This window comes from Williamsia muralis, assembly GCF_002735905.1.
Classification (GTDB): Bacteria; Actinomycetota; Actinomycetes; order Mycobacteriales; family Mycobacteriaceae; genus Williamsia; species Williamsia muralis_A.
Genome location: NZ_PEBD01000004.1, coordinates 168,111 through 188,988 on the forward strand (window position 1 = coordinate 168,111; position 20,878 = coordinate 188,988).

General features: G+C 63.6%; 23 protein-coding genes and 1 tRNA gene. 11 read left to right on the forward strand and 13 right to left on the reverse strand.

From position 1 onward, the window contains the following. Nucleotides 1-100 precede the first annotated feature (100 nt). Nucleotides 101-838 (forward strand): acyl-CoA thioesterase domain-containing protein, encoded by a 738-nt coding sequence (locus CSW57_RS01480; RefSeq protein ID WP_189339100.1) that lies wholly within the window; start codon nucleotides 101-103, stop codon nucleotides 836-838. Between the two features lie 340 nt (nucleotides 839-1,178). Next, nucleotides 1,179-2,387, forward strand: coding sequence for an HNH endonuclease (locus CSW57_RS01485; protein WP_099381966.1), 1,209 nt, complete (start codon nucleotides 1,179-1,181; stop codon nucleotides 2,385-2,387). Nucleotides 2,388-2,518: 131 nt separating this feature from the next. Here CSW57_RS01485 and CSW57_RS01490 read toward each other — a convergent pair whose 3' ends face one another. The 3 genes from CSW57_RS01490 to CSW57_RS01500 are packed head-to-tail and all read right to left on the reverse strand — an operon-like array spanning nucleotide 2,519 to nucleotide 4,642. Then, nucleotides 2,519-3,277: an AIM24 family protein gene (locus tag CSW57_RS01490; RefSeq protein WP_023956490.1), complete on the reverse strand. Its 759-nt coding sequence runs from the start codon at nucleotides 3,275-3,277 to the stop codon at nucleotides 2,519-2,521. Nucleotides 3,278-3,287: 10 nt separating this feature from the next. Beyond that, nucleotides 3,288-4,013 carry an AIM24 family protein gene (locus CSW57_RS01495; protein ID WP_099381152.1) on the reverse strand — a complete coding sequence of 242 codons (726 nt, stop codon included), beginning with the start codon at nucleotides 4,011-4,013 and terminating at the stop codon, nucleotides 3,288-3,290. Nucleotides 4,014-4,018: 5 nt separating this feature from the next. Further along, nucleotides 4,019-4,642: an AIM24 family protein gene (locus CSW57_RS01500; protein ID WP_099381153.1), complete on the reverse strand. Its 624-nt coding sequence runs from the start codon at nucleotides 4,640-4,642 to the stop codon at nucleotides 4,019-4,021. Between the two features lie 205 nt (nucleotides 4,643-4,847). Here CSW57_RS01500 and CSW57_RS01505 point away from each other — a divergent pair, with 205 nt between their 5' ends. Then, on the forward strand, nucleotides 4,848-5,327 hold the full coding sequence (locus CSW57_RS01505; RefSeq protein ID WP_223248984.1) for a hypothetical protein: 480 nt from the start codon (nucleotides 4,848-4,850) through the stop codon (nucleotides 5,325-5,327). A 44-nt stretch (nucleotides 5,328-5,371) separates the two neighbouring features. Here CSW57_RS01505 and CSW57_RS01510 read toward each other — a convergent pair whose 3' ends face one another. Together CSW57_RS01510 and CSW57_RS01515 are read right to left on the reverse strand one after the other, a co-directional pair. Beyond that, nucleotides 5,372-6,253 carry a hypothetical protein gene (locus CSW57_RS01510; RefSeq protein ID WP_099381154.1) on the reverse strand — a complete coding sequence of 294 codons (882 nt, stop codon included), beginning with the start codon at nucleotides 6,251-6,253 and terminating at the stop codon, nucleotides 5,372-5,374. 72 nt (nucleotides 6,254-6,325) lie between these two features. Beyond that, nucleotides 6,326-7,279, reverse strand: coding sequence for a GlxA family transcriptional regulator (locus CSW57_RS01515; RefSeq protein WP_099381155.1), 954 nt, complete (start codon nucleotides 7,277-7,279; stop codon nucleotides 6,326-6,328). An 83-nt stretch (nucleotides 7,280-7,362) separates the two neighbouring features. On the opposite strand from CSW57_RS01515, the gene CSW57_RS24365 reads away from it, so the two are divergent. Then, nucleotides 7,363-7,533: a hypothetical protein gene (locus CSW57_RS24365; RefSeq protein ID WP_189339101.1), complete on the forward strand. Its 171-nt coding sequence runs from the start codon at nucleotides 7,363-7,365 to the stop codon at nucleotides 7,531-7,533. Nucleotides 7,534-7,570: 37 nt separating this feature from the next. On the opposite strand, the gene CSW57_RS01520 is transcribed toward CSW57_RS24365, so the two are convergent. After that, nucleotides 7,571-8,236, reverse strand: coding sequence for a peptidase S1 family protein (locus CSW57_RS01520; protein ID WP_099381156.1), 666 nt, complete (start codon nucleotides 8,234-8,236; stop codon nucleotides 7,571-7,573). Nucleotides 8,237-8,486: 250 nt separating this feature from the next. After that, the gene (gene bfr / locus CSW57_RS01525; RefSeq protein ID WP_023956474.1) at nucleotides 8,487-8,966 is read right to left on the reverse strand and encodes a bacterioferritin; all 480 of its coding nucleotides are present in this window, start codon (nucleotides 8,964-8,966) and stop codon (nucleotides 8,487-8,489) included. A gap of 149 nt (nucleotides 8,967-9,115) precedes the next feature. Between bfr and CSW57_RS01530 the strand changes: the two genes are divergently transcribed. Further along, nucleotides 9,116-9,733: a fatty-acid--CoA ligase gene (locus tag CSW57_RS01530; protein WP_099381157.1), complete on the forward strand. Its 618-nt coding sequence runs from the start codon at nucleotides 9,116-9,118 to the stop codon at nucleotides 9,731-9,733. Between the two features lie 15 nt (nucleotides 9,734-9,748). Continuing rightward, a complete protein-coding gene (locus CSW57_RS01535) occupies nucleotides 9,749-9,940 on the forward strand; it encodes a (2Fe-2S)-binding protein (RefSeq protein WP_099381158.1) in 192 nt (63 codons plus the stop codon). A gap of 17 nt (nucleotides 9,941-9,957) precedes the next feature. On the opposite strand, the gene CSW57_RS01540 is transcribed toward CSW57_RS01535, so the two are convergent. After that, entirely contained in the window at nucleotides 9,958-11,082 is a 1,125-nt protein-coding gene (locus CSW57_RS01540; RefSeq protein WP_099381159.1) for a nitronate monooxygenase, read from the reverse strand. Between the two features lie 106 nt (nucleotides 11,083-11,188). Then, nucleotides 11,189-13,570 (reverse strand): FdhF/YdeP family oxidoreductase, encoded by a 2,382-nt coding sequence (locus CSW57_RS01545; protein ID WP_099381160.1) that lies wholly within the window; start codon nucleotides 13,568-13,570, stop codon nucleotides 11,189-11,191. A 224-nt stretch (nucleotides 13,571-13,794) separates the two neighbouring features. Between CSW57_RS01545 and CSW57_RS01550 the strand changes: the two genes are divergently transcribed. Next, nucleotides 13,795-14,163, forward strand: coding sequence for a nuclear transport factor 2 family protein (locus CSW57_RS01550; RefSeq protein ID WP_223248985.1), 369 nt, complete (start codon nucleotides 13,795-13,797; stop codon nucleotides 14,161-14,163). 1 nt (nucleotide 14,164) lies between these two features. Beyond that, nucleotides 14,165-14,644: a MarR family winged helix-turn-helix transcriptional regulator gene (locus tag CSW57_RS01555; protein ID WP_099381161.1), complete on the forward strand. Its 480-nt coding sequence runs from the start codon at nucleotides 14,165-14,167 to the stop codon at nucleotides 14,642-14,644. Between the two features lie 36 nt (nucleotides 14,645-14,680). Here the strand turns inward: CSW57_RS01555 and CSW57_RS01560 are convergent, their stop codons facing one another. Next, complete coding sequence (locus CSW57_RS01560; protein ID WP_099381162.1) at nucleotides 14,681-15,427, reverse strand: SDR family oxidoreductase; 747 nt, start codon at nucleotides 15,425-15,427, stop codon at nucleotides 14,681-14,683. 127 nt (nucleotides 15,428-15,554) lie between these two features. On the opposite strand from CSW57_RS01560, the gene CSW57_RS01565 reads away from it, so the two are divergent. Further along, nucleotides 15,555-15,956, forward strand: coding sequence for a hypothetical protein (locus CSW57_RS01565; RefSeq protein WP_099381163.1), 402 nt, complete (start codon nucleotides 15,555-15,557; stop codon nucleotides 15,954-15,956). Nucleotides 15,957-16,179: 223 nt separating this feature from the next. Here CSW57_RS01565 and CSW57_RS01570 read toward each other — a convergent pair. Beyond that, a tRNA-Pro gene (locus CSW57_RS01570) sits at nucleotides 16,180-16,253 on the reverse strand. Nucleotides 16,254-16,319: 66 nt separating this feature from the next. Continuing rightward, nucleotides 16,320-17,315, reverse strand: coding sequence for a metallophosphoesterase (locus CSW57_RS01575; protein WP_099381164.1), 996 nt, complete (start codon nucleotides 17,313-17,315; stop codon nucleotides 16,320-16,322). 70 nt (nucleotides 17,316-17,385) lie between these two features. Between CSW57_RS01575 and CSW57_RS01580 the strand changes: the two genes are divergently transcribed. Next, on the forward strand, nucleotides 17,386-17,853 hold the full coding sequence (locus tag CSW57_RS01580; protein WP_099381165.1) for a GatB/YqeY domain-containing protein: 468 nt from the start codon (nucleotides 17,386-17,388) through the stop codon (nucleotides 17,851-17,853). 17 nt (nucleotides 17,854-17,870) lie between these two features. On the opposite strand, the gene CSW57_RS01585 is transcribed toward CSW57_RS01580, so the two are convergent. Then, complete coding sequence (locus tag CSW57_RS01585) at nucleotides 17,871-20,330, reverse strand: penicillin-binding protein (protein ID WP_099381166.1); 2,460 nt, start codon at nucleotides 20,328-20,330, stop codon at nucleotides 17,871-17,873. 223 nt (nucleotides 20,331-20,553) lie between these two features. On the opposite strand from CSW57_RS01585, the gene CSW57_RS01590 reads away from it, so the two are divergent. After that, a complete protein-coding gene (locus CSW57_RS01590) occupies nucleotides 20,554-20,871 on the forward strand; it encodes a WhiB family transcriptional regulator (RefSeq protein ID WP_030169006.1) in 318 nt (105 codons plus the stop codon). Nucleotides 20,872-20,878: the final 7 nt, after the last annotated feature.

Below are 20,878 nucleotides of genomic sequence, written 5' to 3' on the forward strand. Positions count from 1 at the left end.
GCCGCGAAGAAGTTGCTCCCTTGACAAAAATAGAACACGTTCTACTGTCGTTCTCAGGGGCCGGGGAATGGGTCGAGTCAATCCTGAGGGGGAATGGACAGTGGGGTATTTCGAGCATGGCGACGAGGGTTTTCATCCCTTGCCATTCGCCCAGAGTCAGTGGGCACCGAACTCGATCAACGGCTCGGCGTTGGCCGGGCTGATCGCGCATGCGCTCGAGAAAGACTGCGGTGCAGGCGATTATCGACCTGCGAGATTCACCATGGACATCTTCCGGCAACCGGAGTTCGCTCCGATTCAAACCCGGGGCGCGGTGGTACGCGAAGGGCGCAGCATTCGAATCGTCGATGTCCACGTTTACCAGGGGGATCGAACAGTGGCGCGGGCTTCGATGGTGTCGGTCACTCCGACCCGGGAACCAGTGGGTGCCCGGTGGCGTCCGGTCAGTCCCTCCATGTCCCTCGACGGGCGGGTTGCAGAAGCGTTGCCGAAACCTGGCATTCTATGGGGCAGTGACGAACACCCTGATGGCTGGAGTGTGCCGATGCCGGAGCATCAGAATGCCAGTCGGAAACGGCTCTGGTTTGATCAGCCCTCCTTGTTTGACGACGTGGAAAACACGCCGCTGATTCGTGCGGCCATGCTCGGCGAGCTGACGAATACTCTTACGAGCTGGGGCGATCGGGGTGTCGGATTCATCAACCACGATGCGACCATCCTGCTGGCCCGTATGCCGATCGGGAACGTCGTGGGGATCGAAGCCGACAACCATCTGTCTGCAGACGGCATTGCCGCGGCGCGGCCACCATGTGGGACTGTCAAGGTGCATTCGGAATGAGCATGGTGGGCGCGATTGCTCATTCGGCCGGCAGTCTCGATGCGTCGAGCGGGCCGGATGATTGGCAGGAAGCCGACAGTTCTCACCGGGCTTCCTTCGATGCCGTCGAGTAGATGACGACAGCGGCGGGCGATCTTGATCCGAAAGCTATGCCATCGAGATGACTCGGCCGGGTTCATCCGAACGGACGACTATCGAATGTGTGTTCGATTTGATTAGACTGGTACCACGCTGATCGTCCGCAAGACCTGACTCTGAGATACGTGTGACTACGCCACCATTGTGATCGGCTGTCCCAATGTTGTTGTCCCAGTGTTGTTGTCGTGGAGGGGGTGTGGTGATGGCTGTTGTTGATCTGGTTGACGAGGTCATCGGGGTGGAGTTCCCGGATGATCCGGCCGGGGTGGTGGCGATGGTGAAAGATCTGATCACCCTGCGCAATGCCGTCGAGGCACGGTTGGCGGCGGGTGCGGCGATCATCGACCGGCTCGGTGTGGCCAAGCGTATCGGGTCGACAACGTCAAAGCTGTTGCAATTCAACGGTGCCGCACCGGCAGCGGCGGCACGGTGGCTACGCATCGGCACCGGGCTAGCAGGCTTGGACCGTACAGCCGGGTATTTCCGGGACGGTTTCCTGTCCGCCGAGCACGTCGATGCGGTCGTGAGAGGCATCAGCCATGTTCGGGGCCGCTCTGTGGGTGTGATGAGCGATGAGTTCCGGTGTGAGGTCGAGCGGAAACTGGTCGCTCATGCGATCGCTGGTGCACCACCGGCGGAGATCGAGCGGATCGCCCGGGCCGTGGGTAACGACGGGGCGTCCGGTGGGGTGCCGGCCGCCGAGGATGCTTCGTTGAACACGCTGGACTATGCGGTCACTCCAGATGGCCGGTTGGCGGGCACGTTTGATGTGGATGCGGTCACTGGCGAGAAGATGATGTCCGCTCTGGACGTGTGGTCCAGGCCCCGTCCCGAACCCGACGGCAGCGCAGATACCCGCACACCGTCGCAACGACGGGCTGATGCCCTGCATCAACTCCTCGATTGTGGTGGCGGTGGGCAATCGCTGGTATCGGCGCCGAGAACAGAAGTGGCCGTGACCGTTCCGGCTGATCATCCCGACCGTGCGTCACTGCGGTGGATGGGCCCGGTCACCGAAGCAACCGCAGCCGCAGCTGCGTGTGATGCGGAGATCACCTCGATCACCCTGGACGGACAGCAGGTGCCGATCGATCTGAGCCCACCCAAGCGTTTGTTTACCGGGCCTGTGCGGAAAGCGATTTTGCTTCGCGATACCTGCTGCATCAAGTGTGGGGCGCCGGCGACCTGGTCGGACTGCCATCACATCGTGCACTGGGCTGACGGAGGACCCACCACCCTGGGTAACGGCTGCCTACTCTGCCGGACCTGTCATCGGGCCGTGCACCGCACCGACTGGGACATCACCATGGGCGCCGACGGACACCCCTGGCTCATCCCACCCGCCGACATCGACCCCACCCGACAACCACTACCAGCCTACAACCGCCGAACCCTCACCCTCGCAGCATAAGTCGACGAACAGTTGCCCTCCGCGCCCTCGATGTGGTCGAGACGGCGCAAGACCTTCGACAACTCCATAGTGTCAGCTCCGCGCGGATGTTTTGCGACTCCCAGGCGTGTGGGCGGTGCAATTGCGCGCCGTCAGTACTGCTGCTGGCCGGCCATCTGGGTCTGGATGCGTTGCTGCAGGCGTTGCAGTCCCATGGTCGACAACCCGGGGATCTGGCTCTCCAGCTGGCGGACAAGGTTGTGGTCGTTGATCACCTTCTCGCTTGACTGGATGAGAACCGTTCCGGCGCCGGTGAAGTCGAACTGCTGTTCCTCGCCACTGGCGGCGCCCATCATCGCGGCTCCGGCGGCCATGAAGCCCGTGATCCACCCCTGGTCATAGTGGTGACTGGGGGAGGGGCAATCGGCCCAGCCGACCAGCGCCTCGGGGTCGACCCGCAACGGCGGTTCGGCGAACATGACCGGCCCGTTCGAGGACGCCAGGAACTTGCCGGTGCCGATGAGTGTCAAGTAGCCCGGCACGATTGACTGGTTCAGCTGCAACCCGGGCTCGAAGGCCAACAAGTTGGCCGCCCGAACCGTGAGGTTGCCGTCTTCGAGGTCATACGAATTGATGTCGAAGCCGCGGTCTCCGATGATCAGCGTTCCCTGGCCCTGGGCGATCACGTAGTCGCCCATGTACAACGGCGCGCTGATGGTGCCGGCCAGCGACTGCATCATCGCTGTCTGCATGCCCTGGACCAGAGCCTGGAACTGCATCTGTCCGTAGTAGGCGATCATGGCGCCCTTGGACATGATCCAGGGCTTGGTCAGCTGCATGTAGTACGCGTACGTGTTGCCCGGAATGTTGTCGTCACCTTGCAGCATCGACGGATTCAAGATGTCGCTCATGGCTTTTCCTCTACAGCTTCTGTTCGGATGCTTGGACGAAAACGGTTCCTTGGCCCTGACACTGCAACTGCATGGCCTCGCCGGCGCCGCGGCCGACCGCGTCACGCCAGCCCATCGTCGATTTGAGCTGCGTTTGGACGTTGCCGAACGTGCCGACAAAGGCCTGCGGATCCACGATCACCGGATACTGGCCGCCGACCTGGATCTCCAACACCTCACCGTGAGCCAACAACACAACCGAGCCCATGCCCTGGAGTTGGGTGGTGAACATTCCGTCGCCGGTCAACGCACCGGTGGCAGCTCCGCGTAGCGCACCCATGATTCCGCCGCCTCGACCGCCGCCCCCGCCGCCGCCCTGCGAGGTCATCGAGACAATCGACGCCTGCAGACCCGACGTGTAGCCGAGCGTGCGCGATGCATCAGCGGTAACCGTTCCTCCCTGGGGCATGTCGATGACATGGACGGCGAGACCGGCAAATCCGTAGTGCACGTCGCCATTTCCCTGCGCGAGCATCGTGGCCTCGTGCTCGCCGCGCATCATCCGACCCGCCATGCCCGCGACGGCACCCATACCGCCCATTCCCGGCATGCCACCCCCTCCTGCGCCTGGAATCTGGTGCGGCGAGAAGTGCACCTGACCGGTGTAGAAGAGCATCGCGCCCTTACGCGCGACCACGCCACCGGCGTGACCGATGTTGACCTTGACCACTTTCGAGTTCACTTTTTCAAAGACCATTGCACTCACCGTTCCGCCGGCTGGATGGACACAACACCCTGACCCTGCCACCGCAGCGAGAACGCCTCGCCGCCGTCCTGGCCAATCATCGACCGCCAGCTGACGTCGGTGACAAACGATTGCTGCAGTTGACCTTTGGCAGACACAAACGCATCCGGGTCGACCACCAGAGGCATGTTCGGGCTCACCTCGAGATGAATCAAAGGACCGCCGGCCGAAAGCAAGGCAACCTGACCCGTGCCCGACACCGTCGTGGTGAAAAGACCTTGCCCGCTGGACATTCCGCCGAGTCCCGAGAACTGGACATTGGTTTGAAGATTACCGGCCATCGCCAGCAACTGCCGCGACTCCACCTGGATCGTCTCGTTGTTCAGCTGCAACACCGCTGTGTACTGAGCGCCGATCGCGAGGTGGACCAGGCCATTGCCCGTGCACTCCATCAGTTTGAGCGATTCACCGGTGGCTTTCTGTTTGAGGCCGGCGAGCACACCCGCTCCGCCGCCGAATCCGGCTGCCTTGAACTCAACCTGCCCCTGGTACGAGACCATCGACCCGCTGACGGCTTTGATGGATGTGTTGTTGAGCCGTGCCTCGACCACGCGTTTGGTCAATCCGAATAACTCGGCCATGTTGTGCGTCCTCTGAGTTCAAGCGTGCTGAGCGATGACTGACATATCGTAGGCACCAGCAACCCAGGTGAACAGCCCGAATCCTCGGTTCGACTGACGTCCGCACACATGGTTCGTCGTGCTGCGCCGCCGAGCGCAGCCGGAATGCCCGATGGGTTCGACCAGACGGACGTGAGCGCTGGTCGGCTGCCGTAACGTGACCGGCGTGAATGATGCGTCGTGGGGTGCGGTAGGTGTCGGGATTTTTCTCATCGCGGTGGTGTTCGGTATCGGCCTGTATGTCCGGTACAGGCAGAACGAGGCGGCTCGGCTGGACCATGACGTCGATCTTGCGGTGAAACTGCGGACGATCGCAGGCCAGGATCCGGTTCGGGCGGCGGCGATCGACGAGTTCGAGACGGCGATCTACGAGCGGTTGTTCTACGCATCCACGGTCGGGCCACGAGCGCGGGGCGCGGCGTGGGCCCTGTTGGGTGCCGTCCTCGCGGCGTTCGGTGCACTTTGGGTCCGCGACGGAGGTGGAATCGTCACTGACGTAGTGCACTACGGGTTGGCCGCTGTCGCAGCCGGTTTCGCTCTGACCTTCTTGGTGTTTCTGGGGCTGACGCTGTACGCGGCAACCAGCATGCCGCGGATTTCGTTTGCGGACTCGTACAGCGACGAGCCCGAAAGCTCCACCGACTGAGGCGAACCCATTGTCGGCGAGATCTGATCGGTGTTCGGCAGACGTCAGTAGGGCTGATAGCCGTACGTCGGCGCTTGCACGTGTGCCCTTCTGCGGCCCAACACGATGCCGGCGAGGCTCGTCGCGGTGACCACCAGCAGGGTCAGGGTGGCGAGCACGGCGCCCGGACCTGTCGAGAAATTGTTGGTCGCCTCGAAGACCTCGGACTCGATGTCCGACTCGAACAAGATGCAGATGCTCGGCGCTGCCAAGAAGATGATCGCCAGCAGCAGGTGCAGAACCGACAAAACAAAGACGGCGATCGAATTGCCGAAACGGCCTATGTTGCAGAGAATCAGCAGGCCCAGAACGGCGACGGGTAGTACAAAGAGCGGAAGGAACACTCCGGCATAGGGCGCTCCGCTCGCCCCCGATCCCAGATCAACCGGTTCGCCTGCTTCGAACACCTGCCCCCATCCGTTGACCGAGGCTCGCGGGCCGCTGCTCGTCTTCGGCTCGAAGGACGCCCAGGTCAGCCATCCGTAGACAACGATGAGTAGGGCCCCGACGAGCGCTGCGGCACCGAAGGCGCGCGTGAGCCCGACCGCAACCGGCTTGGGATCAAAGCCCGGCGTCGACGCCCCGAACTGCGGCACCCCGAACTGCGGAGCGCCGAACTGCGGGGTCCCGTACTGAGTGTTCCCGTACTGGGTGGGTTGCGAAAATTGCTGTGCGCTCGGCTGATACGGCGGTGGGTACGGCATGAACTGATCGGCGGGCTGGGCAGGCGGGTACGGATTGAATCCACTCTGGTCGACGTGACCGGGGTGGTGAGGGTCGGCGGGTGCGGCGAAGTGCTGCGTGGGTTGCGCGCCGTCGCCGAGCCGGCGGTCAGCCTTGGTCAGGTCGGGACGTGAGCCGGAAGCGTCACCCGGATCGTTGGTCATGATGTCTGCAAACCCCCGCTGTCGATGTCCGTATTGCCGGTGCACACATCGTAGACACGGACAGCTCGTGGTTCAGCTGGCGCAACCGAAGCGGACGCGGAACGCAGTGGGCGTGATACCGACGATGGCCGAGAAATGGTGTCGCAGCAGGGTCGCCGAACTGAAGCCGACCTGACGGGCAACTTCCTCGATGCCGAGATCGGTGGTTTCCAGCAGACTCTGCGCGGCGAGGACCCGCTGCTCGGTGAGCCAGCGCAACGGGCTGGTGCCCACTTCGTCGGCGAACCTGCGGGCAAAAGTGCGTGGGGACATGTGTGCTTTGGTGGCCATGTCCGCGATCGAGATGTCCTGCTTCAGATTGCGCAGCATCCAGTTGAGCACGCGACCGAATCCGTCCTCATCACATTCCGGCACAGGCGCTTTCACGAACTGCCGCTGCCCGCCTTCGCGTTGCGGAGGAACCACCATGCGGCGGGCGATCTTGTTCGCAATCGTCGGCCCGTGTTCGGTGCGGACCAGGTGCAGACTGGCGTCGATGCCGGCTGCTGTACCAGCGCTGGTGATGATGTTGCCCTCTTGGACGTACAGCACATCGGTGTTCACGTCGACGTCTGGGAACAGCTCGGACATCTCCTTGCCGTACTTCCAGTGGGTGCTCGCCGACCGGCCGCCGAGCAGGCCTGCGGCGGCGACGACAAACGAGCCCGTGCAAACCGACAATATGTATGCGCCTCGAGCGTCGGCTGCCCGGAGTACATCGAGGACCGCCTCGGGGAAGTCGGTCCGGACCTGCCCGGCCGGTATCGCCACCAGGTCCGCATCGGCGCACGCTTCGAGCCCGTACTGCGGAATGACCTGGGCGCCCGTCGTGAAGTTCAGCGGTTTGCCCGGTTCGATACCGCACACGCGGTAGTCGAACTTCGGTACGCCCTCGTCGGTGCGGTCCACGCCGAATACCTCGCTGACCACGCCGTACTCGAAGGCGGCGACGGGCTCTTGCAGGATCACGGCGACGGAGCGGAGCATGCCGACCAGTATGGCAGAAAATATGCGAAGACTGGCAAAACAGCCAGTGGTGGCACTATCTGTTCGGGCGCATAGTTTCAGACATGGAAATCGCAATCATCTTCATCCCAGTCCTGATCATCGCCTTCATCGCGTTCCACGAGAACGCCAAGAAGACGGCACACCTACCGCGCGCCCCGTTCGGATTGGACGCCGAATACGGCCCCGATTCCGCACGGGTGCGCGACGAGTTGGAAACCCTGACGCGCCGCTAGAAGCACGTCGGAAGTCACTCGCCGAGTAAGTCCGGGGTCAGACGACGTGGAATGCGGTGATGCCGCGCGCCGGCAGGTCATCGAGGATCGGTTTGATGTTCGTGCCGGTCTCCGGCCCGATGCATCCGATGAAGTAGTAGGCATTGACCATGCCGACGAGTCGGTCGCCGACCACCACGGGGCTACCCGAGTCTCCCTCGACCACGCAGATCTGGCTGGTGTGCGCCGAGCCGTCCGAGAACCACGTGATGCCACAGGTGTTGGCGGTGGTGCGTCCCTGTTTGCAGCCGATCTCCGGGAAAGTGGGGGCCTGCGTGCGGATGCCACGGATGGTCACGCCGCCGACGCGCTGAACGGGGTTCACCTTCGCTGAATCGAATCGGATGATCGCGTAATCGAGGTCACGGTGCGTGAAGGTGACCTGGCCGACCGGTCCGAGTCCTTGGGCGGCTTCGACGAACACTGCCTTGCCGGCGGGGCCACAGTGACCTGCGGTGAGACCCACCAAGATGTTGTTCTGGTCGCGGCCGATGGCAGTCAGTGTGCAGGCGCTCGCTGTGCCCTTGTCCTTGTCCACCAAGATTCCCGTCCCGCCCCCGATGTTGGCCTTTGCGGGCGCAGCTGAAGCGGTGGACACCCCCAGTGCTGTCAGTGCGACGAGCGCGCACAGAGTTGCAATGAGTGTGGCGGCCTTCTTGAACATCAATTCCTCACGGTAAATCTGCCGGGACAATGAGGAACCTACCAGCCGTGTCACGCATCACCGGCACCGTCGCAGGGGCTCGGCTCCGTACCGATCGGTCCGTCGGGAGCGTCTGTCGGGCGTCCAGATTGATGAAACTGGCGGGAGCACAGTCGAATCCGGCTTGTAGTCGACCGTGCGGGCGCGTGCGGTCAGCGGGTGTGAGAACCGTCGGGTTCTCGGGAGTCGACGTCCCCACACCCGCCAGAGATCACTTGGGCGGACGGGCCACGCACTGGGCCAGGTACAGCTGGTCGCCCAACGTGTTCATCAGTTCGAGCTGCGTCTGCAAGTAGTCGACGTGACCTTCCTCGTCGGCCAGGATCTTCTCGAGCAGGATCGCGCTGGTCGAATCCTGCTTGTCGCGGCACATCACGATTCCGGGCTTGAGGCGTGCGACCACGTCGAGTTCGATCTGCAGGTCACTCTCGAACTGCTCACGCAACGTCTGGCCCACCTTGAGCGAGAACAGCCGTTGGTAATTGGGCAATCCGTCCAGCAGCAGGATCCGGTCGGTGAGTGCCTCGGCGTGGTTCATCTCCTCGAACGACTCGGCACGGGTCTGTGCGGCAATCTCCGTGTACCCCCAGCTGTCCTGCATCTTCGAGTGCAGGAAGTACTGGTTGATGGCGGTCAGTTCGCTGGTCAGTTGCTCGTTGAGCAGTTTGAGAACTTCTGGATCTCCTTGCATGAAATCTCCTCACATCGAAGAGCACGTCGTGTCGCCAACGGGAGGGCTGGTCCCGGAGGGGCTGTGCAACACACGCGTCCGGAATCAATTTATCTCGGTACGATGCTGTTTTGGTGACAACGACGGGACCTCGGCGACAGGATGGATCAATGACCCAGCACTCCCGAATCCTGGCCTCGGACTTCTCGCTCCCGAGCGACGAGGGAATCGTTGATGTTCTGTCTGCGAACAACGACTCGCTCGCGAAGCTGGGTGCCCATCACATGGTGGTCTACAGCGGGCTGCATGACCCGCGGCGCGTCTTCGCCACGCTGGGGTTGCACGACCGGGGATCCATCGACAAGCTGCTCCGCAATCCTGCGGTCATGGATTGGTTCGACGCGGCCGGCGTGGAGGAGATTCCTCCTTTGTTCGCGGGTGAGGTTGTCGAGAAGATCGATCTGGTGGACGAGCCGACTGACCACACAGGCATCATCGTCGCTGCGATCGCTCCGATCGACAACGTGGATGTTCTTCTGGCGAAGGTTCGGGGCAGCCTGCGGAGGTTCATCGCTGCAGGAGTCCGGCGTGTCTGGATCTACCGGGCGTTCGATGACCGGAACGAGGTCATGATCTTGCAGGAGCTCGACACCGAAGAGCACGCGACCGCCTGGGTGGAACAGCCTGACGCTGCTGCCGAATGGATGTCCGGTGCGGGAGTCGGGGTGTATCCGCCGCTGTTCGTGGGCAAGCTGCAGCGGATACTGGAACTGCAGTTGCAAGCCTAGGTATCGGACTTCGTCATGTATGTGTGTCTGTGCCAAGGAGTTACGAGTCACGTCGTCGAGCAGGCCGTGGCCGACGGTGCGCGTACCTCCAAAGAGGTCGCCAAAGCCTGCGGTGCCGGTCATGACTGCGGCAGGTGTCGACGCACCGTACGTGCGATCATCGAGGCCCACTTCGCGGACGTGCCCACGGCCGGGGTCCAGCCGTAGGCGACGTCCGCCGAGCCTCAGGTCAGTGCGTTGAGTTGGTCCAGAGTTGTTGTGGCGTCCAGGTATTCCTGAACCCACCGTTCGATGACCGCGGCGGACTTCTCCACCTTGGTGAACTGCCCGACCACCTGGCCGACGGGATTGAAGGCAACGTCCACGGTCTGGTCCGGGTAGCGGTGTGTTGCGGCAACCGCCATCCCGGACACCATGTACTGCAACGGCATTCCGAGTGGTTCGGGGTTCTCCGGCTTTTCCCAGGCCTCGGTCCAGTCGTTGCGCAACATCCGGCAGGGCTTGCCCGTGAAGGACCGGCTGCGAACGGTGTCACGGCTGCTGGCCGACACGTAGGCGGCCTGCTGCACGGCAGTGTTCTCCGACTCCTCGACCATCAGCCACTGCGAACCCGTCCAAGCTCCCTGGGTGCCGAGAGCGAGGGCGGCCGCGATCTGCTGGCCGCTGCCGATGCCACCGGCGGCCAGAACCGGGATCGGCGCAACCTCTTTGACCACCTGCGGCCACAAGACGATGGATCCGACCTCGCCGCAATGGCCGCCACCCTCGCCGCCCTGGGCGATGATGATGTCCACACCGGCGTCGGCATGCTTGCGGGCCTGCTTGGGTGACCCGCACAGCGCGGCGACCTTGCGGCCGGCCTCGTGGAGGTGGGCGATCATCTCCGCAGGCGGGGTGCCGAGGGCATTTGCGATGAGGCTGACCTTGGGATGCTGGAGCGCGATCTCGACCTGAGGGGTCGCGGTGGCCTCGGTCCACCCCAGGAGCTGAAGCGAATTCTCTTCGTCCTCGGGCAGTGGAACACCGTGGTCGAGAAGGATCTTGCGGCCGAAGTCGAGGGTTTCGGCCGGGACCATCGACTGCAACATCGACGTGAGTTCCTCGGCGGACAGGTTGGAGTCCATGCCCTCGTACTTGTTGGGGATCACGATGTCGACGCCATAGGGATGGTCACCGATGTGCTCATCGATCCAGTTGAGTTCGATCTCCAACTGTTCCGGCGTGAATCCGACCGCACCCAGCACCCCGAATCCGCCGGCCTTGCTCACGGCGACCACGACGTCGCGGCAGTGGGTGAACGCGAAGATGGGGAACTCGATGCCGAGATCGTCACAGATTGGGGTGTGCATGGTGTGCCTCGCAATGCCGGGTATTCAACATGAACATGCTCCGAAATAGAACGTGTTCTAGTTGTGTACCCCGTCGCGCGACGGTTTACAACCCCGGGGACCCGCGTCAGCTCAGATGCTCGGGCTGCGGTTGGGTCTTGTGACTCCAGTCCGATCCGGTCGAGTCCTGATCGGCGGCGTTCTCGGTGGCTCTGCCCTGGCCGGCCGGAACCAGTGAGACGATGATCGACTTCGATGTCGGGCAATTGCTCTGCAGTGCGGTCGAGTCCAGTGGCACAAGAGGATTGGTCTCGGGATAGTACGCAGCAGCCGAACCCCGTGGCGTCGCGTACTCCACGATCCGGAACGAGGGCGCACACCGCACGTTGTCGTCGTCATCCCATTTGGTGACGATGTCGACGATGTCGCCGTCCCGAAATCCCAGCGCGGAGATGTCTTCGCGGTGGACGAAGACAACACGGCGACCACCCTCGATACCGCGGTACCGGTCGCTGAAGCCGTAGATGGTGGTGTTGAACTGGTCGTGGCTTCGAAGTGTCTGCAGAATCAGGTGATTCGGCGGGACCTGGAGAACATCGATGGGGGAGACGGCGAACTCGCCGAGACCCGACTCGGTGTCGAACGTTCGGGAGTCCCGAGGTGGGTGCGGCAGGATGAACCCGCCGGGCCTGCGGACATTCACCTCATAGCCTTCGCATCCGGGCACCACCTGCGCTATGTGCGCTCGGATGTTGCGGTAGTCGTCGCGCATGGCTTCCCAATTGATGCCATGCCGGTCGCCGATGGTGGCTTCGGCGATCGAGGTGATGATCGCGACCTCGGACTTGAGGTGCGGGCTCGCCGGAGGGAGCGGTCCACGCGAGGCGTGCACCGAGCAGGTCGAGTCCTCTACCGAGATGTACTGCTGCCCACTGGCTTGCACATCCTTCTCCGTGCGGCCGAGGGTCGGCAGGATCAGCGCGGTCTCGCCGCACACCAGGTGGCCGCGGTTGATCTTCGTGGAGATCTGCACGGTCATCCGGACCTTGCGCAGAGCGTCGAACGTGACGTCGCTGTCCGGGGTTGCCTGGGCGAAGTTGCCGCCCAGACCCAGGAAGAAGTGCGCCTTGCCGTCGCGCATCGCGCGGATGGAGTCGACGGTGTCGAGCCCGTGCTCGCGCGGGGGATCGAACCCGAACTCCTTCTGGATGGCGTCGAGGAAGTGCTGCGGGGGACGTTCCCAGATGCCCATCGTGCGGTCGCCCTGCACGTTCGAATGCCCCCGCACGGGGAACAATCCCGCGCCCGGCTTGCCGATGTTGCCCTGTGCGAAAGCGAGGTTGGTGACCTCTTTGATGGTGGCAACCGCATTACGATGCTGCGTCAGTCCCATCGCCCAGCAGAACACCGTGGCCTTCGAATCCCGCAGGAGTTCGGCAGCTTCGGTGATCTGTGCGCGCGAGAGTCCGGTGGTGGAGGTGACAACGTCCCAGTCGACGGCACTGACATGCTCGCGCCACGCGTCGAAACCGGTAGTGTGCGCGTCGATGAAGTCGTGGTCCAGTGCGTCCCACTCCACGAGTAGGGATCCGATCGCCTGGAAGAGCGCGAGGTCGCCGTTCAAGGCGATCGGCAGGAACATGTCGGTCAGGTCGGTGCCCGGCCCGACCATGCCGCGGGGGGTCTGCGGATTCTTGAAGTTGACGAGTCCGGCTTCACGCAGCGGATTGATCGACAGGATCTTCGCGCCGTTCTGTTTCGCCTTCTCCAGGGCGGAGAGCATCCGGGGGTGGTTGGTGCCCGGATTCTGGCCGGCGATGATGATCAGCTCAGCGTTGTAGACGTCGTCCAGGGTGACGCTCGCCTTGCCGATCCCGATCGATTCCTGCAGTGCGATGGACGTGGACTCGTGACACATGTTCGAGCAATCGGGCATGTTGTTGGTGCCGAAAGCGCGCGCGAACAGCTGGTAGACAAAGGCGGACTCGTTCGAGGCCCGGCCCGATGTGTAGAAGACGGCTTCGTCGGGTGAGGCGAGACCGTTGAGTTCGTCGCCGATGAGCGCGAAGGCGTCATCCCAGTCGATGGGTTCGTAATGTGTTCCGCCGGGACGCTTGATCATCGGATGAGTGATGCGCCCTTGCTGGCCCAGCCAGTGTTCGGTGCGCCCGGACAGATCCTCGATGCTGTGTGCGGCGAAGAACTCCGGAGTTGCCCGGTTCGTGGTGCCCTCCTCGGCCACAGCCTTGGCACCGTTCTCGCAGAACTCGGCGGCGTGGCGATGGCCCGGGTCGGGGTCCGGCCAGGCGCAGCTCATGCAATCGAAGCCCTCGGCCTGGTTCAATTTGAGCAGCGTCTTGGCGGTCCGGACCGCCCCCATGTGGCCGAGGGCGCGTTTCATCGAGACGGCGACGGCGGTGGCGCCCGCTGCATGGGACTTCGGCTTCTCGATGTCGAGCTGCGCGAGATCCAGCTCGTTCTGTTGTTTGTCCACGTCCGGGTCCGGCATGTCGGCCTCCTACGATTTCCGAGTCCATCGAGGGAGTCCGGATCGGACAACCCCGATGCGCTTTTGTGCGAAGCCTGTGGGCTCAGGCAAACATACGACGGTGACTTTTACGGTAGGACGTCTCGCGCCATTTGACGAATGGGGATCCTGCGTCGTGCCGGCTTCGTAGGCAGGCCGTACTTTGTGACATGTCATCGGAAAACCCGCCGAACACAGGGAGCTGCATGTCTGACGAAGTGACTGCGCTGATGGAAGCGAACTTGCTGGCGGTGTTCGGTGAGTCCGATCGAGAGCGGCGCGCGAAAGCGATTATGGAGACCTACACCGACGACGTCGTCTGGACGGACGAAGAAGGAGTCACGGTGGGGCGAGATGCCCTGGCTGCAAAGGCGCAAACGCTGCTCGATGGTATGCAGGGCCTGGTCTTCAGCAAGGTCGGCAACGTGCAGAAGGCTCAAAACTTCGGCCATCTCGCCTGGAAGCTGGGTCCTCCCGGGCAAGATCCGGTGGCCACCGGTTTCGATGCCGCACTCGTGACCGACGGTCGGATCTCTGCGCTGTACACCGTCATCACCGGGCCTGAGAAGGAGTGAGGTGGCCTCGAGCGAGTGGTTGACCCCATCTCAGCAGCGGACGTGGCTGAACTACATGAGGGTCTACCACCGGCTCGAGTACGAGATGAACAGCCATCTTCAGGCCGAACTGGGTATGTCGCTCGGTGACTACACCGTGATGAACGCGTTGTCGGGCGCGGACAATCACCGTATGCCGTTGACGAAGCTGGCAACGACGATCGGGTGGGAGCGCAGCCGACTGTCGCATCACCTGCAGAGGATGAGCCGCCGCGGAATCGTCGAGCGGACCCAATCCGCCGTCGATCGACGCGTCACCGACGCTGTGTTGACCGAGGCCGGCTGGGAACAGTTGAAGAACGCGGCCCCACGGCACGTGGCCCGGATCCGGCAACTCTTCTTCGCCGACCTCGATACCGCCCAGGAATCCGAACTCGCCGACATCCTCGCGCTCGTCTACGAGAACATCCTGCGTGAGGGCACGTTGCCCCGCCCGGATTAGATCTGCCCCGCCCGGATTAGATCTGCCCTGCCCGGATTAGATCTGTTCAGCGCCTCCGTCGACGAACACCTCGGACCCGGTCATGAAACTGCTCTGGTCGGAAGCCAGGAACAGCACGGCCGCGGCGATCTCGTCGGGCTGACCCAGGCGGTGCATCGGCACTGTTGCCGCCATCCCGTCGAGCAGCGCCTGTTCCTCCCCATCGGATGCGAGTCCCTTGAGTCCAGGGGTCTCGACCGGCCCCGGAACAATCGTGTTGACGCGGATCTTGCGGTCGACCAGTTCGGCCGCCCATGTTCGTCCGAGCGATCGGATCGCTGCCTTCGAAGCCGCGTACGCGCCGAAGGCGGGGACCCCTGCAGAAGCAGAGGTCGATCCGGCAAGCACGACCGAAGCGCCCTCGTTCAGCAGTGGCAGCACCGACTGCACGGTGAAGACCGTTCCGCCGACGTTGCGATTGAGGGTGTCCGCGAGGTGCTCGGGTGTCTCGTCGGCGAGGGTGGCAAACTCGCCGCCGCCTGCATTGGCGAAGACGATGTCGAGTCCTCGGCCGCGGTCGGCGATGGCTTGCGCGAGGGCCCGTAGGTCGGTGGGGTCGGTGACGTCGCTGCGAACCCCGGTCGCCTGCGCGCCGAGTGTCGACACGGCCGCATCGATCCCCGTTTGACTGCGGCCGGTGATGAACACGTGGGCGCCCTCGGCTGTGAGTCGCTGCGCTGACGCGAGTCCGATACCCGAGGTACCGCCGGTGACGAGGGCTGTCTTACCCGTGAGCTGAGCCATGATGACTTCCTAACTTCTTGATGCGGGCTGTCTGCCCGCTCAATAGAACACATGACATGTCACGCTATTCCCCATTGCTCGAACGGGCAGGCACACTGGAGTCCTCACCGCACAACAGGAGTGATCAATGAGTACCAACGGACCGTTCGGCTTCGAGCCCGAGGATTTCGACCGCTTTGCCAGAGAGGCCGGCGAGGGATTCCGCGACATGCTGGGCCAGGTTGCCAAGGGAATGTCTCAATCCGGAGGCGAGAACCCCCTGGCGTCGCTACTTCGCGACTCGGTGTTCAGCACGGCGTCGCAGCGCACCAAGCCCGCGCCGCCGACGCGTGAGACCACGGGCGACACCGGTGACGGTGTCTGGGCCATCTACACCGTCGCCGAAGACGGTTCGGCTCGCATCGACCAGGTGTACGCCTCAGAACTCGATGCTCTGCGCGCGCACAAAGACAATGTGGACCCGCAACGGCGAGTCCGGTTCCTGCCCTACGGCGTCTCGGTCGGAGTTCTGGACGACAGCGGCTCATAGCCCGAAAGTGTGTTGTTGTGGCGGCGCCGACCTGGGCTTTCGGTCGCAATAACCACACATCATCGGGGAGTGGGCGGCTGAAAACGAGGAAACCCGGCTCTGGTCACCCAGAGCCGGGTCTCACTGCTTGTGTCTCAACCAACACATCTAACGGTCGGATCCGGGCTTCGCCCTTCTCCTCCAGCCTATCGGTCGGATCCGGGCTTCGCCCTTCTCCTCCATGTCGGGGTGGCGGGATTCGAACCCACGACCTCTTCGTCCCGAACGAAGCACGCTACCAAGCTGCGCCACACCCCGTGATCAATCAGCCTGCGATAGCTTACCTCAGCCGCGGTAGCGGATTAAATCGCCTGGTCATGACGGTCAATTGGCTTCGGCATTCACCGGAGGCAGTGACCCCTCCTGCTCGTAGTCGGCGTCGCCGGCCGATACGGGGGTGAGGGTGAGCAGCGTGGCCTCGGGCCGGCAGCAGAAGCGGGCCGGGACATACGGCGAGGTGCCCAGACCGGCACTGACGTGAAGCTTCATCGCCGCACCCCATGCCGACACGCCTTTGACCCGTGACCGGTCGAGGTCGCAGTTGGTCACGATGGCGCCGACACCGGGCAGGCACAGCTGGCCCCCGTGGGTGTGCCCGGCCATCACGAGGTCGTACCCGTCGTCGGCGAACCGGTCGAGCACACGCGGCTCGGGCGAGTGGGTCAGACCCAGGCGCAGATGCGCCAGGGGGTTGGGACGTCCCTCGATGGTCTCGTAGCGGTCGCGGCCGATGTGCGGATCGTCGACGCCCGCAGCAGCCACCCGCACCCCGGCGACCTCGAGTTCACGCACCGAGTGGGTGGCGTCGAGCCAGCCACGCTCGGTGAACGCCGCGCGCAGATCCTGCCACGGAAGCGGCTCCCCGTGGGTGCGCTTGTGGTCTTTCTTGAAGTACTTCAGCGGGTTCTTCGGAATGGGCGCGAAGTAGTCGTTGGACCCGAACACGAAGAGCCCGGGAAGCGACAACAGATCGCCCAGCGCCTGGACCACGGCCGGTACCGACTGCGGATGGGCCAAGTTGTCGCCGGTGTTGATGACGAGGTCGGGCTGCAGCGCGGCGAGCTCCTGAACCCATGCTTGCTTGAGCCGCTGTCCCGGCATCATGTGGAGGTCGCTGATGTGCAGCACCCGCAGCGAAGTGGAGCCGGGCTCGAGAACCGACAGGGTCTCGTGTCGCAGCGCAAACGCGTTTCGCTCGATCAAGGTCGCATAGGCGAGACCGGCGGCGCCCGCGGCCGCGACCCCCGCGATCGCGTGGACCGGGGTCAGTGCGGCGAGTTGATCTGTGCGACGAGTGATGCTTTTTCGTCCCTGAGGCATCTGGCCAGAATACGCCCGCAGGCGCAAAACGGGTGCGGACCGGCGACCTCGGCGGCGTAGGTTTGACCACATGTCCACGATCAAAGAGCAGATCCGCACCGATCTGACCGCTGCCATGAAAGCCAAGAACACCACGGTCACCGGGACCCTGCGGATGGTCTTGGCCGCCATTCAGTCCGAAGAGGTGTCGGGCAAGGCTGCCCGCGAGTTGACCGATGACGACGTGATGAAAGTGCTTGCGCGTGAAAGCAAGAAGCGTGCAGAGGCGGCCGCGGTGTTCGCGGAGAACAATCGCGAGGAACTGGCAGAGAAGGAACGCGCCGAGGGCGAGATCATCGCCGGGTACCTACCCGCGCAACTGTCCGACGAGGAACTGGCGGGCATCGTCGACCAAGCTGTCGCAGCCGTCACCGAGGAGACCGGTGAGGCGCCGGCCATGAGGCAGATGGGCCAGGTGATGGGGCACGCCACCAAGCTCGCCGCCGGTCGCGCCGACGGCAAGCGCCTGTCATCGGCGATTCGCGCGCGCCTGCAGTAATCCGGCTGCCCGGCGAATCAGCCGCCCGGTACCGGGATGACGATCGGGCCGACCCCGGGGACGGTGATGGTGGTGGGTGGCGACGCCCGTCGGGTGGGGAGCTGGGACGACTGCCCGGTGCTCACGTAGATGGTCACGGTGCTCCCGGGGATCGCCGTGTCCTCGGGGGCGGTGAACACCACGGTGCCCACTGCTTGCGCACTGTCGGTATCGAGGCGCGCGACCCTGAAGCCCGCCTGCTCGATCCGCTTCGTGGCCTCGTCGGCGGTCATTCCCGCAACCGACGGAACAGCTTTGCCGCCCACACCGGCCACATAGGTCGGGTCGTTCGGTGGCAGTGCTGTGGGCCCGAAGTTGTTGGCGATCGGCAACATCGCGGTGAACCATGTTCGTGCCGGTTCACTACCGCCGTAAAGGGTGCCGTATCCGCACTGCCGCAGCGGATTCGAGCACAGCTCCGACGGGGTCGGTGAATCGTTGTACGTGTAGGTCGCGGCCGCCAGGTTGTTGGTGAACCCGACGAAGGCCGACGAGCGGTGGGCCTCTGTGGTGCCCGTCTTGCCTGCCATCGGCAGGTTCCATCCGGTGGACCCGGCAGCACCGGCAGCCGTACCCGACCCGCGATCGTCCTGGCTCATCGCGTTGGCGAGGGTGTCGGCCAGGCCGGGTTCGACGACCTTCTCGCACTTCGGACGCTCGAACGCGACCTCTTGCACCGCAGGCCGTCCGTCGGCACCCAGGACCTGGTTGCCGTTCCGGTCGCGCTTGGGTTGCGTGATGGATGCAATCGGGTTCGGCGGGCACCACACACCGTGCGAAGACAGCGTGGCGGCAACGTTGGAGAGCTCGAGTGCGTTGATGGCGGTGGGTCCCAGGGTGAACGACCCCAGATTGTTCTGCTTGAAGTAGTCGGCCAGGCTCTGCTCGCCCTGGCCGGAGGTACCCGGATTGGTGTACGAGCGCAGTCCGAGACGTACGGCGATGTCCACCGCAGGTCCCACCCCGACGTCTTGGAGGAGCTTGACGAATGCGGTGTTGGGGGACTGGGCCAGTGCCTGCGTCACCGACAACTGTGCGGGATACCGGCCGTCGTTGCGCACACAGTAGGTGTTCGCCGGGCAACCGTTGACACCGCCGCTGCTACCCATGCCCTGCGCCTGGAAGGTGGCAGGGACCTGAAGGGAGGACCCGGCACCCAGGCCCTTTTCCATCGCCGCGGCGACCGTGAAGATCTTGAACACCGACCCCGCACCGTCGCCGACCATCGAGAACGGCTGAGGCTGCACGGTCTGGTTCGCATTCTGGTCGAGTCCGTACTGGCGACTCGATGCCATCGACATGATGTCGTGGCTCTCGGTGCCCGGCCGGATCACGCTCATGACAGTCGCGACACCGTCGAGGTCGGGGTCGGTGATGTTCTGCACCCCGGTCAGCGTCGACCGCTGGACGGCGGGATCGAGCGTGGTGCGGATGGTGTAGCCGCCGCGGGCGACCGTCTCGCGGCTCAGGCCGTTCTCGGCCAGGAACTTCAACGCGTAATCGCAGAAGAAACCGGCGTCGGCGGCCGAGATGCAGCCGTTGGGCAAGGTGATCGGGGAGGGGACCACGCCGAGCGGGGTCTCCTTGGCGGCCTGGTACTCGGCCGCGCGATTCGGGAAGTTGGAGATCAGCGTGTCGAGAACCAGGTTGCGGCGTTCGAGCACACCATCGGGGTTGTTGTAGGGGTCGAGTGCCGAACTCGACTGCACCATGCCGGCGAGCATCGCCGACTCGGGGATCGTCAGATCCTTCGCAGCCTTGTTGAAGTACGTGCGAGCTGCGGCCTCGATGCCGTAGGCGCCGTTACCGAACGGCACCACGTTCAGGTAGCGGGTGACGATTTCTTTCTTGGCTTCTTGCTTGGCCTGCTCGTCGCTCAGGTTCTTGTCCCGCTTTGCCTGCTGGGTGAGGTTCTCCTCCAGCGTGAGTGCCATGCGGACTTCTTTGAGCTTGCGCGCGGGCGTGGTCTCGGTGGCGGCGCGACGGTCGGCGTCGGTGCGGGCGAGAACCAGCAGCTGGTAGTTCTTCACATACTGCTGGTCGATGGTCGAAGCACCCTGCTGCACCTCGCCCGACGACGAATTCTTGAGGAACGCGCGGATCGTGCCTTTCCAGTCCACCCCGTCGTGGTCGAGGAAACGCCGGTCCTCGATGGAGATGATGGAGCGGATCATCTCAGGCGAGATGTCGTTGTAGCCGACCTGTGTTCGTCGCTGGTCGTAGAGGAACGCGATCGGCTTGCCGGTGACGTCCGTCATCGTGGTGACCTCGGGGACCGTGCCTTCGAGCAGTTCCGACGACACGTTCTGGACCGTGTCCGCGGCCCGGCTCGACACCAGACCGATTCCACCGGCCACCGGAAACAGCAGTCCGGCGACGAGAACACCGGCTAGGACGCAGCATCCCGCGAGCAGTGACAGGGACTTCGACTTTGGCACGCCAGCAAGGATACGTGGCGTCGGCCCTAACAGGTGGCACCGAGCGGCGCAAAGACCGGATCGACGCACTCGGTTTGCACGCGAGTGCCACTTTTTTCATTCCAGGTCTTGACGGTGCGTAAGTGTGGTCCATACATTGGTCGTAATTGAATGTGACACACGTAACATTCAGTTCTAAATGTGGCGGCGGACGTCAATATTGTGCTTCAGACAGGGGATCGTAATGGCAAAAGCGGCAGCTGCGACGGTAGAGAACGAAGCAAGATTGGCCTGGGTGGCCAGGGCACGGTGCCGCGAGGTCGATCCTGACCAGCTGTTCGTCCGTGGAGCCGCCCAGCGCAAGGCTGCGACGATCTGCCGTCATTGCCCAGTCCAGCTCGAGTGTGGTGCAGATGCACTCGACAATCGCGTTGAGTTCGGGGTCTGGGGAGGCATGACCGAACGCCAGCGCCGAGCGCTGTTGCGCCAGCATCCCGAGGTCACCTCGTGGAGCACGTTCTTCGAGACGCAGCGTCGCAGGCAGATCACCAGCGTTGGCTGAGTCTTCG